Below are 19,572 nucleotides of genomic sequence, written 5' to 3'. Positions count from 1 at the left end.
ATTAGTAATTGGCGATTTTGCGCTCTTTGAACCGCTCAATGTCCGGGTATTCGGTGTCTGTGATGTAGCGGCTGATCTTTCCCATGAGGAACCAAGCGCGGATCAAAACGATCACGAACAAGCTGATTACAACGTATTGCCAAGTTTCCATCTGCAAGCCTCCAGTAAAAAGCCAGCGCTATTGCCGTTGATGTCAAAGGGCAAGAAAAACCCTCTCGACCTATGGCTAGTCGAGAGGGTTACAGGAGGAACAGAAAAATTTATGAGCAAGTCTTCTGCCGTTTATTTATCTCCAGGGCCACTTTTCTTGAGACAACCGGGACTGTAAGCGTCGTTCCTGGGCTGTGGTTGCCCTTGTCGTGAAGAGCGGAGAAGAGTTTGAACGAGGTGCTGAAATTCATAGTGTCGCCCGCCGTTACGCTCTTCATCGTCTTCCTTGCTGCAAGCCCTTTCGCTTTTGCCGTTTATTGCCTGATGGTATTCGTGAAATGGCTAGTAGGCCCGCTAGGGGCGATTGTTCTCTACTGCGCCGAAGTCGTTGCCTTGGTGCTGTGGACCGCTTGGTACGAGGCTAAAGTCACCGAGGCTATCAACTCCGATGCCATCGAGGGGCCGGTGGCTTTTGGGGCTGCTATGGAGGCGGGGTTATTGATGTTATTCGCGGCTGCGATGGTGATATTGAACGCCTTCGGTCTTTGGCGCATCATCTACCGGCCCAGGAAATGACTACGGAGAGAACGTCTTGTTCTCTCCGCTGAGCAGCCAAACGGTTGTTTTTATTTTTCTTATCCGTCCGCTGTATTTATCGATGGGACCGCCTTCGAAGTGATTACCACCAGTTTTTACGTTCGCAGTATTTCTTGCCTACGTGCTTCGCGTATGGGGCTTTCGGCTTGGGTGCAGCTTGCAGCGCTACTGGTTGCGGTTGCTGCTGGACCGGGACGAACACGGTCTTACCGTTGATGATGATTGGTTCGTAAGCGCTCATGCTGCACCTCCATGAGTTAGTTTCCAAAGAATCGCTGCATTGCGATCATCAAAAGCAGCGGTGACTTCTATGACATCGTGGTCGATATCAAATTTGATATCGACCAAGCGGGGTTGCTCTCCGTGGCCATCGAATGTTTTGAAACGTTCAAGTAACTGATGCCTAATCTGTCGACCTACTTCTATCGCTCGATCCGCGCTATTCGATGGAAACAACCGCTTAGCGACCTGGAACTCTGGCATGAAAGGTATTTTGGTACTTACTCTGTTGGGAAAAGGTGTCATGTTGCACCTCCATGGGCGAGTTTGAACAGCATCGCGTCGCTCTTGCTTCGGAACGCAAACACCCATTGGTCCATGTCACGGTCGTAGGCGAGCGGTTCGAGAAACGTCGCGTATTCCTTAGCCTGTATGAGCCACGCCGAAGCGTCTTGGTCGAACTCTTGTTGTGTTAAGCGCTGGACCGCATCAATCCGTACCTCCACATAACGACGAGTGAAGATCAGAAGATGTTTTGCCCACACTTTGCGTGGTTCGGGATATCTCACGTACAACTTAGATACGTGTAGGGTCAGATTGGAGTAATTTCCACCATTGAGGATGTTCAGGAAATTACCCAAGGCAGCCAACGGCGCATTTTGGGCCGCATCGTATTTTGCAATAGCGTGGTTCAAGTCGCTGGGCGATTGCTGACGATTGTTCATCAAAGCACCTGCCCATTCTCATCAACAAAGTCCAAGGAGCCACAGCCACGGAGTTTGAAGCCGCTGCTGGATAGCAGGTCGATGGGTTTGACCAACTGACGCGCTTGTGCCTCGCTAATGTCGTTCCGATTGTTGATCTTGTCCTTGTAAAGTTCCGTGACGAATTCGTACGCGGATAACGCTTGCGTACTTTTCGAAAGAGCGATTGCGCGCCTATTTCTGTTTTACGCTGCCATCTGCGTTCTTGACCGGCTTACCAGTGGTGGAGTTCGTCACGTCGCGCCACGTATCGTCGATGATGCTCATCATAGGTAGGTAAACGTTCGGATTCTTACCCTTCCACTTCTCATCGTCCAGATTTACCGGCTCGATGCCATGCTTGACGAATTCGGCATCAATTGCGGAAGTGACCTGCTCGATATTGAGGTAGGCTTCGCCCATTTCAACAAACGAAGCGACCATCTTGGCCATAGATTTGCGGCTACGGGCCTCGGCGGCGTTCATCGCGACGATGGCTTCTTTTGCCTGTTGCAAAAGCGAATTTGCATTCGCAATTACGAGATGGGTGGTGTTGGTGGTTTCTTTAACAGTAGTCATTGCGCGCTCCTTTGCTTCGCTGAACAAGCGGCCCAATAGGCAATATGCCTACGCCGCTTCCCGCTGATCGGGGCTGTCACAAGTGACGAGTGATCAATGGGGGCTTAGACCGGAGCGTATTTCCCTCGTTTCACAACGAGTTCGACCATATCCACTCGGCGGCAACCGTGCCGTTGTGAGCGGCAATGTCACATATGGTGAAAGGCGAAGGAATTGGTGTATTTCCCTTGCGCGCAAAAACATAGATATCAAAAAGCAGTCTATTTGATTTCTCAGCCAGACAAGCCCGGTTTATCATATTGCTTTCATCCGTCAAGTATAAAAATGGAAAAAGTGATCTATTACAATATATTAACCTCACTCGCGAGTGAAGTGTCAATATTTTTTCAAATTGATTAATGTATTATCCCAAATTTTATTAGTTTGCACTTGGGGATACCTTCACTTTGAGTGAAGATGAGATACTTCACTCAAAGTGAAGGTATGCAGCTACGTTTGCTGCGACGCTTTTTGAGATTACTTGGCGAACGTCGCTCACTAGTTCACTCTGTAAAACCCGTTCGAGAGAAATGGCGTTTTCGATGATGGATGGTCAAACCGCGGGAGTTTCAGCGTCGTCGGCTTAAATAGTCGATGTTGAACAAGGCTTCCATCGATCTCATCAAGTCCTTTGAAGGACTTAAACTTACCGCATACCTTTGCCCCGCCAACGTGCCGACGATTGGCTATGGCACCACAAAGGGGCTGACACGCGCCGATGTAGGCAAGAAAACGATCACCGAGGCAGAAGCAACACGTTTGCTGCTCGAAGACGTGGCCCGTTTCGAGAAGGCCGTAGACAAATTGGTGAAGGTCAAATTGACCGAGAACCAACGCGGCGCATTGGTCAGTTTCACCTACAACCTGGGCGAAGGCAATTTCGGTTCATCCACGCTGCTCAAGAAGGTGAACGCTGGCGATTTCAAAGCAGCACAGGCCGAGTTCGCAAGATGGGACAAGGCCGGGGGCAGAGTGCTTGCCGGTCTGACGCGTCGTCGTGCAGCCGAAACAAAGTTGTTCGCCACGCCATGAGGAACAGGTTCGAACAAAGGGTAGCAAAGTCGCTTGGTCCCGAATACGCTTATGAGGCGATGCGGCTCACATACACGGTCCAAAAGAAGTATCTGCCCGACTTCATCGACGTGGACGGCAAGAAGATCGTGGAAGCAAAAGGTTGTTTCACGGCAGAGGACAGAGCCAAGCACAAGGCGATCAAATCCCAACACCCGGATTGGGACGTAACCATCATTTTTCAGAATGCGCAGAAGACGATCTCCAAGGACAGCAAGACCACCTACGCGGATTGGTGCGAAGCAAACGGCATCAAGTGGCGGCAGGGCTGATGCACCTTCAAACAGAGATATATTAGCACCTTGTGGACTGAGAATGGTGCCGCTATGTTGCCACAATTCGAATCCTGGGAATTCAAAATGAAGACGGTTTTCTCTGCTGCGCTTATCTCCTTTGCACTCGTTACTCCATCATTTGCAGCCGGGCCTTTTGGTTTTGAACAAGGGGCGTCACCAGCCGACTATGGCTGCGTCAAATCCAAGACAGAAGGGGTCTATTTTTGCGAAGCCCCGAAGCCTCACCCGGCATTCGAAAAGTACGCGGTTCAAGCTGAAGAGGGTGTTGGTATCTGCTGGGTAAAGGGGATTGGTTTGACCATTCCCACATCAGGCAGCGGAGTTGCACTGAAAAGTGAAGCCGAGGAAATTGCTTCTCAGATAGCTACGACGTACGGAAGTCATACTGACTCATCTGATAGAGTGACGCTTGGCAGCATTTGGGATGCGTATGAAGACTGGACGATGGCTAGTCTTAAGCAGGAACTACTCTACTATTTTCAGTGGAATTTGGACGGGCCAAAGCGAATTAATAACGTGGCCACGATCTTCGTGTCTGCCAAAGCGTCCAGTAAAAATGAGGGTTATCCTATAGCGGAGTTCGCTTTCACCAATGAAGCGAAGTGCGAAGCGGCTAAGAAAAAAAGGGAAGCCGGTTCATTCTAGGGACGGCTTCAACAAGCGCAATCTGTTATCCGGCAGTATTTCGATAACCTGATCTTTTTGTAGCGAGAGCAGCGCATTCACTAGTTCTTCGCGCCCGAAGCCATTCAGCATCAATTCTGACAAACCTAACGCGGCAACGCGCTTCAACTGACGACTGCTTAGCACTTGAATAATGCTGGATTTCACCTCTGGACGTCGTGTCATGCTGCCCCTCAGAACTGATTTATTTACTCTCATAGGTAGCAGATAAATCGAGAAGCATCCACAGATTTAGTTCGGCAGATAACTTTGATCCGCGGTTCATGGTCTTCGTCGTGTGGGATCGGCAGTCACGACGCGTCTTTTGAAACACTGTTACGAGTGTTGAAGGAGATTTCAGCCAGCGTGCCGAGCGCGAACGAGAACAGCAGCATGTTGGAGCCGCGATCAAAATGCTTGGCGCTGCTCACACCGGCGGCAACTTGCTGCTGCATGTCCATATGCACGTATTGGAAGCCAAGGTAGATTTGCCCGACCGCCCCAAGCAGGCCGAGAACTGCGATAACCATCGCGCATTTCGTAAAGAACATTTTCAATCCCCCAGATCGATACGATGAGTCTACGATGGAACACGTCTGACGTGAATGCCTAATCCGACTTCAATCTCCGCTTTTCACTGGAAATGTATCTTTGGCCGTCATTTCAGCAAGGAAGCCCCCGGTGCCAGAAAACGGATCAACACGGCTAGTCCCGCGATGGCTTCGTCACCCTTTGCAGCAAAGATAGCCAGAGACATCACCCACACGATCATGCGATCAGACAGTTCAAGTCTGAACCCTCTTCCCTTTGAGTAAATCCATTTCATTGGGGGCCTCGATTTTCTTGCCGTTGGGGCGAATATGGTCCTCGAATGGTTGTTCTGTACACCCCAAGGATACTAGGGCTAGTATAGTTAACGCGCATTAACAGTTTCTTGTCGCCAGACCCCCGGAGCGCCGCTCTAAGACGCCTCATGCCGCTCGATCCCATTAAATAGTTGAGCAGAACTCGCAGGATCGATGGGTTCACAACAGGCAGACCCATCATGTTTGAAAGCTTCGCAGCGCTCCTTACCGCAATCGGTATCAACCCCGCCCACTTCTTCGCTGGCCTTGCCGGTGCAATCGTTCGCATTGCCATCCAGGGCAAGAAACTAACCCTAGACATCATGACTGGTGCGTTCGCGGGATCACTATGCGCGGTCTATTTGGCCCCGCTTGTCGCACGTTGGATGCACCTGGACCCAATTGACGCGGCGGCGAATGGCGGGCTTGCATTTGTACTTGGGATGGTCGGGCTTTCGATTGCTGAGGGTCTAGTTAGGGCTGTGCAGCGATGGGCGCTCAATCCTAAAATCCCTCGGGTTGGTGTTCTTGCAGATGCCCGCTAAGCGCTGGATATGTCCGAGCAGAAGGACGAGAAATCCGACAAGGACGAATAAATACCTCACACAAGCAGTGAGGAAAAACATGCCATATACCATGTTTGTCGAAGTTGATCTCTACCGGGGCGATGACGCTCAACGTGAACGGGCTGGGCGCTAAGTCGATCCTGCAACAGGATGGAGCAGCCCTAAAGGCGGGACAGGTCGTCGCAGGAACGGCGACCGCAGTTATCTACGATGGCACGAACTTCCGTCTTGAGAACTACATCAGCAATCCGAAATTCTCAGGAACACTTACGGTAGACGCATTGTCGACCACAGGGACAATGTCTGCCGGGGATACTTCAGTTCTCAGCCTTACCTCAAGTGGGAGTATTACGTCTCCCTTGGTCACCGTGAGTGGTGCGGCAGGAACAGATCGCCTTGTTGGTTGGAAAACGGCGGATAAGCAGCGCTGGGCCGTTTTTGCGAATGCCAGTGCCGAGAGCGGCGCAAATGCCGGGTCGGACTTCGCTGTCGCTCGGTTATGCCGACAACGGCGATTACATCGATGCGCCGTTGAGCATCAATCGCAAAGAAGGGACGGTGTATGTCCAGAAAGACCTCGTAACCAAAGGCCGCGTCTACGTTGGTTCCGCTGGATCGTTTTTGGAGACCGATGGCAATGTCGCGTTTACAGGTGGGACCGCCTCGCTTTTCGGACCTAATCTCGGACACGCACTTGACCAACGTCTGTTGAAAAGCGGTGGCACTATGACTGGTACGCTCGGCCTACCGTCGGTGAGCGATAGTTCCTTCAGACAAGGCAATGCAGATGCTGCCAGTTACACGAGCCACAACCTAGTGATGAAGGGTTGGTGGGGAATGGGGATGGCGACATACGACAATTCCGTCAATGGCTACTACGATTTCCGCCTTGGCAAATGGGACACTAAGGGCGGCACATTCAAAAATGGCACTGAGTACGTTTCCCCAAACGGTCAGATGCACAACATCAGCATCAATCTAAGCGCGGGACAACTTCGAGACGCTGGCTCGCCGACCGGTCGAGCGATGACGTTCAATTGGAACGGTCAATCCGGTACGCCGGACTGGCTATGGGGCGGTTATGACGGCACGAACATGTACGTTTTCAGCCCGAGCAACATCTCGGTTAAGAACGCTGCGCAGTTGGGTGGTCTTCCCGCATCGGCGTACAAACAGAACAGTATTTTCCAAAGTGGAAACCAAGACTACGTTACCAACAGCGTTAGATCGGTCGACCACGGCCTTGGAACAAAGCCGAACTTCTACGCAGCAGAACTTGTGTGCACAGTCGCTAATAATGGATGGGCGGTTGGAGACACGATTGACCTCGCCTCCGCCGCGCAGCCTTGGTCGGGACAGGGGCACTTCGGCCTTCTATATTGGGCGACTCCAATCACTATCAATTGGAAAGTTGCCGTGAACGGCATCCTAATCTTAGACAAGAACGGTGGCGGTAATGTCGTCGCTCCTTCTGCAAATTGGGCTTTGCGTTTCCGGGCAGGGTTCTAAGTGTTTGGACAAGCAGCCCTAAGAATTCAGGGGGATTTTGCCCCCTTAGATTTTCCGGGGGGCAGGGGAGTTTTTATCGTTCATGACCGCATCGACAATTTGCCTGCGCTCGACGACATCATCAAAGTGATCTTTGCCGCTGATGTTGATGAACGGCTCCAAACTCGGCCCTCGCGGCCTAATCTCAATAGCGTTTTCGAAATCCGGCCTGCCCTCGAGACCATGTTCGGCGAACATTACGGGTCGGCCAACTTTGTTGATTTGCGCGGACATGTCGTACTGGTCAATCACATTTCCCTTACGATCAAACATGTACCCACGTAAGCCGCCCGCGACACCAACCATTACCGTTTTCTGTTCAAAGTTGATGGACATCGTGGAGATGAACCGCTTCAGCAGTCGAGCAACCCTGGCGCGGCTTTCATAGACGAGGTCAGCGTCAGCAGAAGACCATTTCTTGCGTTCCGCATTCATGCGCTCCACAGCAGTTGACATCTCCTTTTGACGACCATCCAGAGCTGCAAGGTCTTCATTCAACTCACGCAATCGGGCAGTCGCTTGTTCTCTCTCCTGTCGAACCGGCTTGAGGCGTGCCATGACATTTTTCCGGTCTTCATCGTCATCGGCCATTTCGATGAATGCCATGAGGTTGTCGTACTGGCGCGATGCCTTTTTCGCGCTCTGCTCGGTCAGAGCGATATCCCGCAGTATCTGCTCGCGGTTCTGGTCTTGAGCACCACCGCGATCGATGTCGGGGTCGAGGATTGTCAGGTGCTCGAATATTGCTTCCTCTAACATATCGTACCGATACAGGCCGCTTGATTTCTCGCACGTTCCAGTTCGCGAAAAGTTGTCGCAATAGAGGTAGAAGTGTTTGCCACCGGTGCGCAGTCGAAGAGAACTCCCGCAGTGCTGGCAAGTGATCTGCCCCGAAAAGAGATTGGTTATCCGGTTGCCTTTGTGTCGCCCTCGACCAAAAGAAATGCGGAGACCGCGCTGCACTCGCCAAAACAGTTCTTCACTTACCGCAGCAGGGTAATAGTTTTTGATCGGTTCACCGAAAGGCCGTCTTTCACCCTCCACAACGTGCGTTGGCTGGTAAGTCCCGATGCAGGCTTCGTCACAGATGATCCGCCCGACGTTTGCTTGATACCACTGGCCTTTGCCGCGAAAGGTCGGAATGCCTTCGCGATTTAGAAGTTTTGCAATTGTTACCTGTCCAATGCCGCTTTCAGAAAGTTGAAAAATACGCTCTACGGCCACGGAGTGGGAGTTTAGCCTGAACTCCCATTTTTCGTGACCAACCTTGACTGGATCAATCCAGCCGTGAGCCATTGGGTGAAAACGACCAATTCCCTTCGCGGCATTGTTACGTCGATTTTCGGCCACAGCCTTCAACCGCTTGCTCTTCGTTTCACTTTCCTCATGAGCGCGTGCCATGACGGTCAGCGAGATGATCAATTGGGTGAAATTGGCGTCAACCGTAGCCTTCGAGTACACTTGGTTGTCGTTGAGGGTGACAATGACGATACCGCCGTTGATCAGTTCCATGAACGGGACCAACGCGGTTCTAACCTGTTGACGACTTAGGCGGTCAAGGCTTTCAACGAGCAGGTAACTACGCGGCTTTATGCGGCCCTCCTTCGCTGCCGCAAGAAACTGACCGAATTGCCCCTCGGTTAGGTTCGCACCGGTCCAGGCACTTACGCCCTTGTCAGCAAAGGTTGTTTCCTCATCAAGCTTGAGATTGTGCCGATCTGCGTACTGCCGGGAAAGGTCAAGTTGCCGTCTAAGGCTGTCACCCTTGATCTGGCGTTTCGAACTCATTCGAATGTACGAGTACGCCACCGGCCTCGCATCAAAATCTGTCATTCCCAAACCTTTCCTCTTGCACGGCACTACGCGCTGAGGCTTATGTTTCCTATGCGGCAATCTTACAGCGCAAAGCGTTTAGGAATGTTGTAAAACTAGCAATGCTTTATGCCATTGCTAGGCCATATATGGTGACTAATGCCAATCCCGCAAAGAAGACGGGAATTTGAGGACAGGCCTTGCAAGACGATCGCAGAACACGCCGCGCCGCTGGACGACTTTCGAAAACTGTTGCCGCTGTGGCCGCCAGCATAATGGCGCTGACATCGGTTGCTGCGGCCAATCCCAAGATGGTGGTCGATGTCAAGACAGGCAGGGTGATCGCGCATCAGGAGGCCTTCCGCAAATGGTATCCGGCATCGCTGACAAAATTGATGACGGCCTATATCGCCTTCAGCGCCATGAAGTCCGGAAAGCTCAGCCCCGATACGCCTGTCGTCTTCAGCAAACACGCCTCCGATCAGCCAGCCAGCAAGATGTATTTCAAGCCGGGCTCGCAGCTTACGCTCGATAGCGCGCTGAAGCTGTTGTTGATCAAGTCGGCCAACGATGTTGCTGTGGCGATTGCCGAAACCATCGGCGGCACCGAAGGCAATTTTGTCGCGCAAATGAACGCTCAAGCCGCGCGTTTGGGCATGTCGTCGACGCATTTCATCAATCCGAACGGCCTTCCAGGCGCTGGGCAATACACGACCGCGCGCGATCTGGCGCTGCTCGCGCTCATCATCAAGCGTGAGTTCCCGGACTATGCGAGCTACTTCTCCCTCGAGGGTGTGACCACGGGCAAGAAGAACTACGCCAATTACAACATGCTGGTCGGCCGCTTCGAGGGTGCCGATGGCATGAAGACGGGCTTCATCTGTGCCTCCGGTTTCAACCAGGTGTCTTCTGCAAAGCGGGACGGACGGCAAGTCATTTCCGTGGTTCTCGGCTCCGACAGTCTTGCCGGGCGCACCGATGAATCCGCCGAGCTGTTACAGCTTGGGCTGACGTCGCCAGCCGGTCAGGGGGTATCGCTTGCCTCTCTGGCACCCTATGGCGATACGCTTGCGGTGAATGACATCAGCAAGGAAATTTGCAATCCGAAGGCCGCCAAGGTGCGTAGCGAAAGCCGTGACGAGGCGGGCCGCATGATCATCAAGTCGCCCTATGTTCGCGAAATGACGCGTCCGCCGGTCTACTCCTTTGCCGGCCTGATACCCGGCACGGAACCCGTGGCGGTGGCGGAGACCAAGGGCAAGGGCGGAAGCGAAATGGCCAATGTGCCGATCCCCATCCCGCGTCCGGCTTTCTGACGCTTTGCATCTGCGGAGAAGTGGCAAATCCGTTGAGACGCGTTGCGGCTTTCCCAACCCGCGTTTGATGCTATAAGCGGTCTATTGTAACATTGTAACGAAAAGGTGCCTTATGGCATTCGAACGGATTCCCGTGTCCATTCTCACCGGCTTTCTTGGCGCCGGCAAATCGACCCTGCTCAATCGGCTGTTGAAAGATCCGGACATGGCCGATGCGGCGATCATCATCAACGAGTTCGGTGATGTGAGTATCGATCACCTGCTCGTGGAGCGTTCGGGCGATGGCATCATCGAGCTTGCCGAGGGCTGCCTATGCTGCACGGTGCGCGGCGAATTGGTGGATACGCTGGCCGAGCTGATGGATGGCATCCAGACGGGACGTTTGAAGCCGGTAAAGCGGGTGGTGATCGAAACCACCGGGCTTGCCGATCCTGCACCCGTCATGCAGTCGATCATGGGCAATCCTGTCATTGCGCAGAACTTCATGTTGAACGGCGTCATCACGGTTGTCGACGCGGTCAACGGCGCCTCGACGCTTGATCATCATGAGGAAGCCTTAAAGCAGGTGGCCGTTGCCGACCGGCTGGTGCTGACGAAACGGAAGCTCGCCTCTGCAGACGCCGTCGCCGCACTTGCTTCCCGCCTCGGTAACCTCAATCCCCGTGCTGCGGTTGAGGATGGCGATCAGGAGACCTGGAGCGCCGCCGTTCTTCTGGACAACGGTCTTTATGATTTTGCCAGCAAGAGCGCAGACGTCAGCCGTTGGCTGGGTGAAGAAGCCGCGCATGACAAACATCATCAACATGGCGATCATCATCACCATGACCACGGCCATGATCATCACCACGACCACCATCATCACCATCACAATGTGAACCGGCACAACGCGTCAATCCGGTCTTTCTCCATCATGCATGATCGCCCCATCGATCCGATGGCGATTGAGATGTTTGTGGATTTGCTGCGCTCGGCTCATGGGGAAAAGCTTTTGCGCATGAAGGCGATCGTTGCGCTCTCAGACAATTTAGATCGACCGCTCGTTCTGCATGGCGTGCAGTCCATCTTCCATCCGCCACAGCGCTTGCAAGCCTGGCCCGACCCTCAAGATCGTCGCACCCGCATGGTTCTCATCACCAAGGATTTGAGCGAGGATTTTGTCAAGGATCTGTTCGCGGCCTTTACCGGGACGGCGACGATCGACAGGCCGGATCGGCAGGCGATGACGGACAATCCCCTCGCTGTGCCGGGTCTGACGTTCTAGCGCAACAAGCGGCATTCCAACGAAGATGCCGCGCGCTGCGCGTCGTTAAGTCGTTCGTCCCAGGAATGGGATGAGACTAGACCATGATTTCTTGTGCTTGAATCAATTACATTCGTGCCTACTAATTAATAGGCAGTGTACTTGGTTCTAGGAGAAGATTTTGCATAGAGGAGCGCAGTGGCTGAGAGAAAATGCGCAAGCCCGTTTAGCGCTTTTTGACTTTGCTTTCGAACATGCCCCTGTCGGCATCGTGTTTCACGATGTCGCCGGTCGCATTCGCCGGGCGAACCAGGCCTTCTCCAGACTTGTCGGAATTCCCCTCGATGCGCTTCAGGGCATGTCATTCAAGAACTTTGCCCATCCTGACGATCTCGACAGGGACGAGACGCTCTTCAATGCCGTCATTGAGGGTACACGCGATGGCTACTCCATCGAGAAGCGGTATATCAATCACCAGGGCGCTATCGTTCATGTGGTGATCCATCTGACAGCAATGCGGGATGCGGTGGGAAATATCGTGCAGCTGCTGTCACAGGTGCAGGATATCTCCGCGCAGAAGGAGAGCGAGCGCCAACTCGCGGAGAAGGCGGCGCAACTCGAGCTCGCCATGGAAGCCGTGCGTGGAGGGTTCTGGCACATGGATGTGGCGGCCGGCCGCTTCGAGACCTCCGAACGGCTGGCGCAGTTTATTAGTGGACCGGGCGCTGGGCGGCTCGATCTCGAACTCTATCTGGCGCGGGTCAATCCCAGCGACATGGCCTCCGCTGATCTCACGCCTCTGCTTTTGGGCGAAGTCGATCACTCCTGTGCCGAGTATCGGCTCAACACCGTGTTCGGCGAGAGATGGATGCGCTGCGACCGTCGTCTCCTTCGCAACCCGGATGGAACTCCGCGCCGGATCGTCGGGGTCGCTATCGATTTCACGGACGAGCATATGCGTCTCAAGGAATTCGAGCGTCGCTCGGAAACCGACGCTCTGACTGGCCTTCTCAACCGGCGTGGTCTTGCCATGCGCTATCCGCTGCTGCCATCATCTTCCGGATGGACGGTGTTGCTGATGGACCTCGATGGCTTCAAGACCGTGAATGACGTTCACGGTCACTCCGCCGGCGACAAGGTGCTGCTGGAGACAGCCAGACGTCTGGAGCAGGAAGTCCGCGCCGAAGACCTGGTCTGTCGAACGGGCGGCGACGAGTTCGTGATCGTCGTTGCAGGCGATCTCACCGTCGCGGATCAAGTCGCAGCCCGCATCGTTGAAGGTATGCGCGCACCCATCGCTGTTGGTGCACCAACTGTCGAGGTTCGTGCCACGATCGGCGGGGTCTGGATACCTGCCAAGACATCGCTCGACGAGCTTCTGGCCGATGCCGATGCCTTGCTTTACAAGGCGAAAGCTGCCGGGAAGGACCGGTGGCACCTGCAAGCCAAAAATGTCCCAGCCGCCGCGGACTGATATGCCGGGTCGACAACTGGCCATGGCTCGATTGACCGAGTTCCGCCTGTCTTACGAAGCCCTCTGGTAAAGCTTGTGCATCAAGCGCGCGCCGCTGCCGACGCGCGCTTGATGTTCGTTACTCAGCCGCAGCCTGAATATCGACCTTGTCGAGGAGAATGAGCGGGTCCTGCGATGCGGCCGCGAGATCGAAGATCCCAAGTCCGTTCGGGTTCTTCGCCTTGACGGTGACGGTGAGGGTGCCGGGCTTGAGGACGAAGGCGGCAAGTGCATCGGTCGCGCCTCTCAACTGTGGCCGCTCGGCGGCGAGTTGCTGCATCAGGAAGCTTGCGCCCAGCGTCAACGTTGTGCGCGCTTGTGCTTCGCTGATGTTGTTCTGCAAAGCATAGAGCTTGGTCAGGAGTGCTACCCCACCTTCATCCTTCCAGGTGAACTTGATCTCCCGACCCATCACGCTGAAAAGCGCTGCGTAAGCATTGGCGACGTCGAACGAGAAGAACTCCTTTGTGATCCCGCTCAACAGGCCTGAGAGTTCGATTCGGCCAAAATCCTTGCCGCTGACAGAGATTTGGCGAATTGCCAGGCTGCTGTTTTTTTCATCCCATGCGCTTGAGAGCGCGTAAGAGAGTGTCAACTCCTTCAAGCCGAGAGCGCGCGCCTCGGCAAATTCAGAGGAATCCTCCGGGATCGGGATAACGAGATCTTCCATCTTGTTTTCGAAATCGGTCGGAATGCCGTTAACAGGATTCTTCAGCACCGTTTCAAAGTTCTTGAGCGCGAACTTGATGCGCTCAGGCTTGCCGGTCGCGGGTTCATCGGTCTTTTTTGGTGCCGAGGTATCGAAATCTAGGCCGCTGATGCGGAAGCGTTCGAAGGTCGGCAGGAACTGTCTGTAGGGGAAGGTCGCCAGTTCGTCTACTTCCAGAGCGGCGGCCTGGGTGAGACCCTTGGCGGGCAAGGTCCAATCAAATCCCACGATGCTTGCTTCCGCCATCGACACCCTGTCTTGACCCTTGAGGATGGACAGGCCGTGAAAGCCAAAATCGGTCTTGTAGCCTTCAATCCGCATGTCAGTCCGGTCGATGGTGATCGTCGTCCGCCCTTCCGTCGAATCTTGACCCTTGTCCAGGTCTTCCATCTTGAGGCCGAGGAACTGGATATTGCTCTCGCCGATGATGTCGAAAATCGAAAGCACCCTCTTGAAGTATGCCTGACGTTGTTCGGTTGTCAGGTCGTCTATATCTGCGACCTCAGTGATGGACGCCAGCGTCTGGGCCAGCGGTTCAGCGGGCATTCGTGCGCTCAAGCCACTGCTGCGCAATTCGTCGTAGGTCACTTGCCCGTCGTGGTCGGAGGTGGAAACCTTACTTATAGAAAGAGGACCAAAGACCTGTTTTGGTTCTTTGTCGTCCGGCCCCGCGGTTTCGGTGTTAAGCCTTACAATATATGCAACATCGACATCCTTGCCTTTGATCTCGCCAGTCGACGTGAGCAGACGCTTGGTTCGAGCAGCCCCAGTGTGGTCTTTTACTTCTCTGGTGGCGTCGGCGTTCACCTTGTCGATCGAGTAATCAGCGATCTTGCCATGCGCGACGTTTGAAAGAATCGCATTCGTATAAACGACTTTCTGCTGTCTTGTGCGCATCGCATACGACACCGTCATTTCCGGAATGGAAATTCGCTTCGCCGAAAGGCGTTCGATGCGTTTGGCAAGCGGATCGTCCGCGCCTGTTCCGGTTGCTTCCAATGAAGCGGGTCGTTCGATCTCGGCGTTCTCAATCCGGGCATTGGGAATAACGAACTTGGTTCTCGCATCCTCCATGGAGATGTTCTTAAGCTCCAACACGCCGTCGGCAAAGGGGAGTTTCGGGCGTCCGTCAACCGAGGCAACGCTGATTTTCTCGCCTGTCTTCAGAGGCAAAGTCAGGTCTTTGATGTGAACCTGTCCCAGAAAGTCGACATCGACCGAAGCCGCGGTCGCGCCTCTTTCGGAAATGAGTTTTTCGACCTGCTTCTGGTAGTACACTTTCGCGCCGACCGCGCCTGCGCCAATGATGACGATTATCGCCGTTGCGGCCAAAAGGGCCTTTTTCGCTCCGCTGCCGGTCTTGGTGTTTGCTTCTTCCACGATGCCTGTCCTCTCCGGCGCAAATTACGATCCAGGACTTCTTAGGCACGGCAAAGTAGCGAGGCAAGGGGACAATCCCCGACCGGCACAACATATTGCAGGGTTCTTCGCGTCTTCGGCGAAGCAGCAAATCAAAACGTCGAATTACCGCCTTGCTCATCGCCGCGGGTCGGAAATGTCAGTGCAACACGGACACCTTGCTCAGGCCTTGACGTGATCTTTGCATCGCCGCCGCTCTGGCGCATGAAGCCATAAACCATGGCAAGGCCAAGGCCCGTGCCGCCCTGCTGGGTGCGCGTGGTGAAGTAAGGTTCAAAAGCCCGGTCTATCGCGTCCTGATCCATGCCGTGCCCGTTGTCTTCAACCGACACTTCCACCTCTTGCTCCAGTAGCCGTGCCGAAATGAGGATAGAGCCGCCAGTCGGTAACGCGGCTGCGGCGTTGAGGCAAAGGTTGAGAATGGATTGTTCGAACAGGGCGGCATCCAGTGCGAGCCTGGGCAAACTGTCGTCAATTTCCAGCGCGATCTCGTTGTTAGGCCCAACCGCAATCTCAAGCACATCCATCATTGCGCGCAAGAGCGCGCCGATGTCGACGGAGGCTGGGTGAATGGGTTGCTGACTGCCGATTGAGAGCATGCTGCTGGCAAGTTCGCGCCCGCGATTGGCTGCCTTGCGAATCCGATTGATGTTGCGCTGCTGGCGCTCGCTAAACCCCGTCTCGCGCTCCAGAAGTCCAAGACTTCCCGTGATGATGCCGATCATGTTGCCGACCTCGTGGCTCAGTTGATGGGTCATGCGCATGATCCCATCGAGCCTTTGGGCTTTCGCCGCTTCGGCCTCCTGCCGATCAAACGCGGTGACATCGCGCGCCAGGATGACAATGCCGCCATCTGGCTGGCGTGAAATGGCAATTTCCGTGACCTGCTGATCATCGGTGCGATGACGCACGGTGATCCGATTTGCAAGCGTTCCAGGAGCTCCGTCGCGCGGTAATAATTCGGGGTCTATTGCAGGGATCGTGTCGATGAACTTGCGAAGGGACAGCTTTCTTGACGATCCACCCCGTCGGCCGACAAGCTCGATGACGCGCCGGTTCATGGTGATGGGATGGCCCGTCGCGTCGAAGAGCGCGATTCCCTCGTTCATGGTCCGGAACGTCGAGCGGATCGTTCTCGCAGCAGCTTCAGCCGTGCGGCGCAGACGCGAGACTCGATCGACGCTGTCCTTGAAAGCGTGGAATGCATCCGACAGACGCACAAGCTCGGTTTCCGAGCCTCTATAGGCGGGAAGGGTGACATCCTGCTCACCCTTGGCAAGCGAGTTCATGCCGGTGGACAGTGCCGTAATGCCTCTCGATACCCGCATGACGGAACGGATCGACAGGGTGGAGAGAATGACGACGATGAAAAAAGCAATCGCCACCATGACGATCAGTCGCGTCAGCGCGGCCGATGCCGAATCAAGTCCTTTGGTCAGCCTCTCGGCGACCGCTCCGCTTTGCGTTTCAGTCGTGCGAGACAGGGTGCGGGACACGGTGTGGAGTTTCGACACCGACGACTGGATGGCAAACATTTCCAGAAGATACTGCGTCTGCGCGTCGAACACGCTCTTGTAAAGCGCAAGCCCTTCTTTGCCGACCTGCGGAGCCGCTGCCGGGTCATTCAAGAAATAGCCGGTCTCTGCGGTGAAGCGGCGCTGTAGTTCGCCCAGTTGGAATAGGCTTGCAGAATTGGCGGCGGCCTGGACAAGGGCATTGAGACGCTGGCGAAGCGCATCTTGGTTTACCGTCTGCTGGGTCGCAATCTGGCCAAGCGCTGCAGCAGCCTCCGCCTTGTGTTGCTGTGCCGCGTCTGCATCCGCTGCAAGCGATATGGTTTGCTGACGAATGGTCTGCAGAAGGCTGACGATATCGTCATTGGGAAGAGCGTTCTGGTTGTCTGCGTGCTTGTACTGCGCGATCGTCTGTAGAAGCCCATCGACCTGCGCCACGACCGCTCGGCTCTCGCTGGAGACGCGGTATGGGGACGTGGCGTTCATCAGCAGAGGCGCGCTGGAAACCAGATCGGCAACCTGGCGGGAAACCAGCGAGGCGCGAGCAAGGCTGGAAAAGGCCTGCAGGCTATAGGCCGCCATCTCCGTCTTGGCCTTATGCAAACCGTAGATCGCAACGGTCGAGAGAATAAAGACCGACGAACAGATGAACACGATGGCGAAGGGAAGCCGAAACGCGATGGACTGTAGGACGCGCCGGTCGATCACAATGGCGGCTCTGCGGTTTCGGTGTGCAGGACATATCCCTTGCCCCTGCGTGTCTGGATATGCTGCGGCAGGTCTGGATTGCGCTCGATCTTGCGGCGCAGGCGTAAGACCAGCACATCGACATTGCGATCGATGAACCGATCACTCTCCGCACCGAGGCGATCGAGGATCTGGGACCGGCTGACCGGTTTGTTCGGTGTCTGCGCCAGTATTTCCAGGAGAGCGAACTCGGCGCTGGTCAGCGTCTTGCTGCGATCGGCAAGGCAGAGCGCGCGTCGCGCGGACAGATCGACCGCCCAGTCACCAAGCCGCAAAGAACTCGCCTCGTGCTCGCGCTCTGGCTCCTTCTCCACCTTGAGCGATGGCGCGATGCGGCGAAGGACCGCCTTGATGCGAGCCGTCAGTTCGATCGGCTCGAAGGGTTTCACGACGTAGTCGTCGGCCGCTGTTTCCAGCCCGAGGACACGTTCGGTGGCACTGCCGGCGGCCGTGACCATCAGGATGCCGACATTGAGCCCGAGGTTCGTGCGGATGCGTTGAGCAAATGTCCTCCCGGAAATCCCGGGCAGATTGTGGTCGAGCAGAACGATATGGAACTGCTCGCGCGCTAAAATCGCGGTAGCGTCTTCGGCAGAATGGACGACCGTCGGTGACCAGCCCTCGGCTTCGACAAGATCCGCAATCAATTCTGCCATATCCGGATCGTCCTCGACGATCAGAATCTTGATCCTCTGGTTTTGCAAAATGAAGTCCTCCCAGCGTCGATCATAGGCAAGAGCGCGGGATTATTCAAAAGGTCGATGATGACCGGCCCTGTCAGATTTGTAACATTCGTAACGGAATGTCCTTGCATGATCCAATCGTTGAAAAATCGGTAACCATTCAGCGATTGCGCAAGCGGTCGGTTCTGGCATTCTCTGCGGCAAGAATGGAACGGGGAGGTTCCAGGGAGGATCGATTGAAATCACTGCTTGCGGCATTGAGCGCCGGGCTGATCCTGTGGGTTGGCGGCGCGGCCTTTGCACAGGACGGCGGGAAGCTAAGCGTGCTCTGCGCGGCGGACGAAGCCTGGTGTGGGGCAATGCAACGCGCCTACGAGCTGAAAAGCGGCGTCCAGACCGTGATGGTGCGCAAGAGCACGGGTGAAGTTCTCGATCAGATCAGACGAGAAAAGAATGCACCGAGCGTTGATGTCTGGTGGGGCGGCACCGGCGACACGCATCTGCAGGCGGCGTCCGAAGATTTGCTTGAGGCCTACGCTTCCGTACATGAAGCCGAGGTTCTTCCCTGGGCTCAGAATTTCTTTGCCATGTCGGGTGGGCAGGCGGCGGGGATTTACGCCGGTGCGCTCGGCTTTGCCTACAATAGCGAGCTTCTGCAAAAACAAGGTCTTCCGGCGCCAACGTGCTGGAAGGATCTGATCAGCGAGGCCTACCGCGGTAAGATCGTCACGCCCAATCCCAACTATTCGGGTACGGCCTTCACTATGCTTGCGACGCTCGTGCAACTCTTCGGTGAGGACGAGGCATTCAGCTACATGGCGGCGCTTAATCGCAATGTCACCGATTATACCAGAGCCGGTTCTGCTCCGGTAAAGGCTGCCGCTCGTGGAGAAGCGCTGATCGGGATATCCTTCATGCACGATGCGGTGACGCAGAAGGAGGCGGGCGCGCCGCTTGTCATCGTCGCCCCTTGCGAGGGCACAGGATATGAGATCGGCGCGGTCAGCATCGTTCGTGGCGCGAAAAACAGGGACGAGGCAAGGCGTTTCGTGGATTTTGCACTGAGCCCAGAAGGGCAGGCGACAGGTGCTGCTGCCGGGCAGAACCAGGTTCCTTCCAACGCGAAGGCCGTCCTGCCACCGGGAGCACCCGATCTCTCGCTTATCAAGATGGTCGATTATGATTTTGCGACATTTGGCAATCCAGAGGAAAGAGGCAGACTTCTTCTAAGGTTCGATACGGAAGTCCATCCGCCTAGCCAGTAAGCGAGCAACCTTGAACGGGACAGACGGCAGCGACGGCA

The 19,572-nt window shown here is 55.0% G+C and carries 22 protein-coding genes; 10 read left to right on the top strand and 12 right to left on the bottom strand.

The genetic code is table 11. The features are described from left to right. Window position 1: 1 nt before the first annotated feature. Window positions 2–151, bottom strand: coding sequence for a hypothetical protein (locus PVA19_RS04220; protein ID WP_274101303.1), 150 nt, complete (start codon window positions 149–151; stop codon window positions 2–4). Between the two features lie 227 nt (window positions 152–378). Here PVA19_RS04220 and PVA19_RS04215 point away from each other — a divergent pair, with 227 nt between their 5' ends. Continuing rightward, window positions 379–726 carry a hypothetical protein gene (locus PVA19_RS04215; protein ID WP_274101302.1) on the top strand — a complete coding sequence of 116 codons (348 nt, stop codon included), beginning with the start codon at window positions 379–381 and terminating at the stop codon, window positions 724–726. Window positions 727–829: 103 nt separating this feature from the next. Here the strand turns inward: PVA19_RS04215 and PVA19_RS04210 are convergent, their stop codons facing one another. The 4 genes from PVA19_RS04210 to PVA19_RS04195 form a co-directional block, all read right to left on the bottom strand. Beyond that, the gene (locus tag PVA19_RS04210) at window positions 830–988 is read right to left on the bottom strand and encodes a hypothetical protein (RefSeq protein WP_274101301.1); all 159 of its coding nucleotides are present in this window, start codon (window positions 986–988) and stop codon (window positions 830–832) included. Continuing rightward, on the bottom strand, window positions 985–1,272 hold the full coding sequence (locus PVA19_RS04205) for a hypothetical protein (RefSeq protein WP_274101300.1): 288 nt from the start codon (window positions 1,270–1,272) through the stop codon (window positions 985–987). The genes PVA19_RS04210 and PVA19_RS04205 overlap by 4 nt, the downstream gene beginning before the upstream one ends. Beyond that, the gene (locus PVA19_RS04200) at window positions 1,269–1,691 is read right to left on the bottom strand and encodes a hypothetical protein (protein ID WP_274101299.1); all 423 of its coding nucleotides are present in this window, start codon (window positions 1,689–1,691) and stop codon (window positions 1,269–1,271) included. Before PVA19_RS04200 ends, PVA19_RS04205 begins: the two co-directional genes overlap by 4 nt. Window positions 1,692–1,904: 213 nt before the next feature. Further along, a complete protein-coding gene (locus PVA19_RS04195) occupies window positions 1,905–2,288 on the bottom strand; it encodes a hypothetical protein (RefSeq protein WP_274101298.1) in 384 nt (127 codons plus the stop codon). Window positions 2,289–2,921: 633 nt separating this feature from the next. Here PVA19_RS04195 and PVA19_RS04190 point away from each other — a divergent pair. The 3 genes from PVA19_RS04190 (at window position 2,922) to PVA19_RS04180 (ending at window position 4,339) form a co-directional block, all read left to right on the top strand. After that, window positions 2,922–3,359, top strand: coding sequence for a lysozyme (locus PVA19_RS04190; protein ID WP_274101296.1), 438 nt, complete (start codon window positions 2,922–2,924; stop codon window positions 3,357–3,359). Beyond that, window positions 3,278–3,670, top strand: a complete 393-nt coding sequence (locus PVA19_RS04185; protein ID WP_337993144.1) for an endodeoxyribonuclease — start codon at window positions 3,278–3,280, stop codon at window positions 3,668–3,670. Before PVA19_RS04190 ends, PVA19_RS04185 begins: the two co-directional genes overlap by 82 nt. 87 nt (window positions 3,671–3,757) lie before the next feature. After that, entirely contained in the window at window positions 3,758–4,339 is a 582-nt protein-coding gene (locus tag PVA19_RS04180) for a hypothetical protein (protein ID WP_274101294.1), read from the top strand. Here the strand turns inward: PVA19_RS04180 and PVA19_RS04175 are convergent. From PVA19_RS04175 to PVA19_RS04165, 3 genes are all read right to left on the bottom strand, one after another. Continuing rightward, entirely contained in the window at window positions 4,331–4,543 is a 213-nt protein-coding gene (locus PVA19_RS04175; protein WP_274101293.1) for a hypothetical protein, read from the bottom strand. The genes PVA19_RS04180 and PVA19_RS04175 overlap by 9 nt on opposite strands. Before the next feature lie 125 nt (window positions 4,544–4,668). Beyond that, window positions 4,669–4,908, bottom strand: a complete 240-nt coding sequence (locus PVA19_RS04170; protein ID WP_274101291.1) for a hypothetical protein — start codon at window positions 4,906–4,908, stop codon at window positions 4,669–4,671. 107 nt (window positions 4,909–5,015) lie between these two features. Further along, window positions 5,016–5,183, bottom strand: a complete 168-nt coding sequence (locus tag PVA19_RS04165) for a hypothetical protein (protein ID WP_162741025.1) — start codon at window positions 5,181–5,183, stop codon at window positions 5,016–5,018. Between the two features lie 219 nt (window positions 5,184–5,402). Here PVA19_RS04165 and PVA19_RS04160 point away from each other — a divergent pair, with 219 nt between their 5' ends. Beyond that, the gene (locus PVA19_RS04160; RefSeq protein WP_274101289.1) at window positions 5,403–5,747 is read left to right on the top strand and encodes a hypothetical protein; all 345 of its coding nucleotides are present in this window, start codon (window positions 5,403–5,405) and stop codon (window positions 5,745–5,747) included. A gap of 417 nt (window positions 5,748–6,164) precedes the next feature. Then, window positions 6,165–7,277, top strand: a complete 1,113-nt coding sequence (locus PVA19_RS04155; protein ID WP_274101288.1) for a hypothetical protein — start codon at window positions 6,165–6,167, stop codon at window positions 7,275–7,277. A 45-nt stretch (window positions 7,278–7,322) separates the two neighbouring features. On the opposite strand, the gene PVA19_RS04150 is transcribed toward PVA19_RS04155, so the two are convergent. Next, complete coding sequence (locus PVA19_RS04150) at window positions 7,323–9,149, bottom strand: recombinase family protein (RefSeq protein ID WP_274101287.1); 1,827 nt, start codon at window positions 9,147–9,149, stop codon at window positions 7,323–7,325. Window positions 9,150–9,403: 254 nt separating this feature from the next. On the opposite strand from PVA19_RS04150, the gene PVA19_RS04145 reads away from it, so the two are divergent. From PVA19_RS04145 to PVA19_RS04135, 3 genes are all read left to right on the top strand, one after another. Beyond that, entirely contained in the window at window positions 9,404–10,444 is a 1,041-nt protein-coding gene (locus tag PVA19_RS04145; protein ID WP_443111628.1) for a D-alanyl-D-alanine carboxypeptidase family protein, read from the top strand. A gap of 112 nt (window positions 10,445–10,556) precedes the next feature. After that, complete coding sequence (locus tag PVA19_RS04140) at window positions 10,557–11,705, top strand: CobW family GTP-binding protein (protein ID WP_274101285.1); 1,149 nt, start codon at window positions 10,557–10,559, stop codon at window positions 11,703–11,705. A gap of 160 nt (window positions 11,706–11,865) precedes the next feature. After that, window positions 11,866–13,158, top strand: coding sequence for a sensor domain-containing diguanylate cyclase (locus tag PVA19_RS04135; RefSeq protein WP_274101283.1), 1,293 nt, complete (start codon window positions 11,866–11,868; stop codon window positions 13,156–13,158). Between the two features lie 118 nt (window positions 13,159–13,276). On the opposite strand, the gene PVA19_RS04130 is transcribed toward PVA19_RS04135, so the two are convergent. The 3 genes from PVA19_RS04130 to PVA19_RS04120 form a co-directional block, all read right to left on the bottom strand. Further along, window positions 13,277–15,286 (bottom strand): hypothetical protein, encoded by a 2,010-nt coding sequence (locus PVA19_RS04130; RefSeq protein ID WP_274101281.1) that lies wholly within the window; start codon window positions 15,284–15,286, stop codon window positions 13,277–13,279. A 131-nt stretch (window positions 15,287–15,417) separates the two neighbouring features. Then, on the bottom strand, window positions 15,418–17,547 hold the full coding sequence (locus tag PVA19_RS04125) for a sensor histidine kinase (protein WP_113175963.1): 2,130 nt from the start codon (window positions 17,545–17,547) through the stop codon (window positions 15,418–15,420). Then, window positions 17,544–18,290, bottom strand: a complete 747-nt coding sequence (locus tag PVA19_RS04120) for a response regulator transcription factor (RefSeq protein WP_111846676.1) — start codon at window positions 18,288–18,290, stop codon at window positions 17,544–17,546. The genes PVA19_RS04125 and PVA19_RS04120 overlap by 4 nt, the downstream gene beginning before the upstream one ends. A gap of 215 nt (window positions 18,291–18,505) precedes the next feature. Here PVA19_RS04120 and PVA19_RS04115 point away from each other — a divergent pair, with 215 nt between their 5' ends. After that, complete coding sequence (locus PVA19_RS04115) at window positions 18,506–19,534, top strand: ABC transporter substrate-binding protein (RefSeq protein ID WP_113175964.1); 1,029 nt, start codon at window positions 18,506–18,508, stop codon at window positions 19,532–19,534. Window positions 19,535–19,572: the final 38 nt, after the last annotated feature.

Source organism: Agrobacterium sp. CNPSo 3708 (assembly GCF_028674915.1).
Classification (GTDB): Bacteria; Pseudomonadota; Alphaproteobacteria; order Rhizobiales; family Rhizobiaceae; genus Agrobacterium; species Agrobacterium cavarae.
The sequence above is the reverse complement of the archived record's forward strand: the minus strand, read 5'-3'. Positions and strand labels throughout refer to the sequence as shown.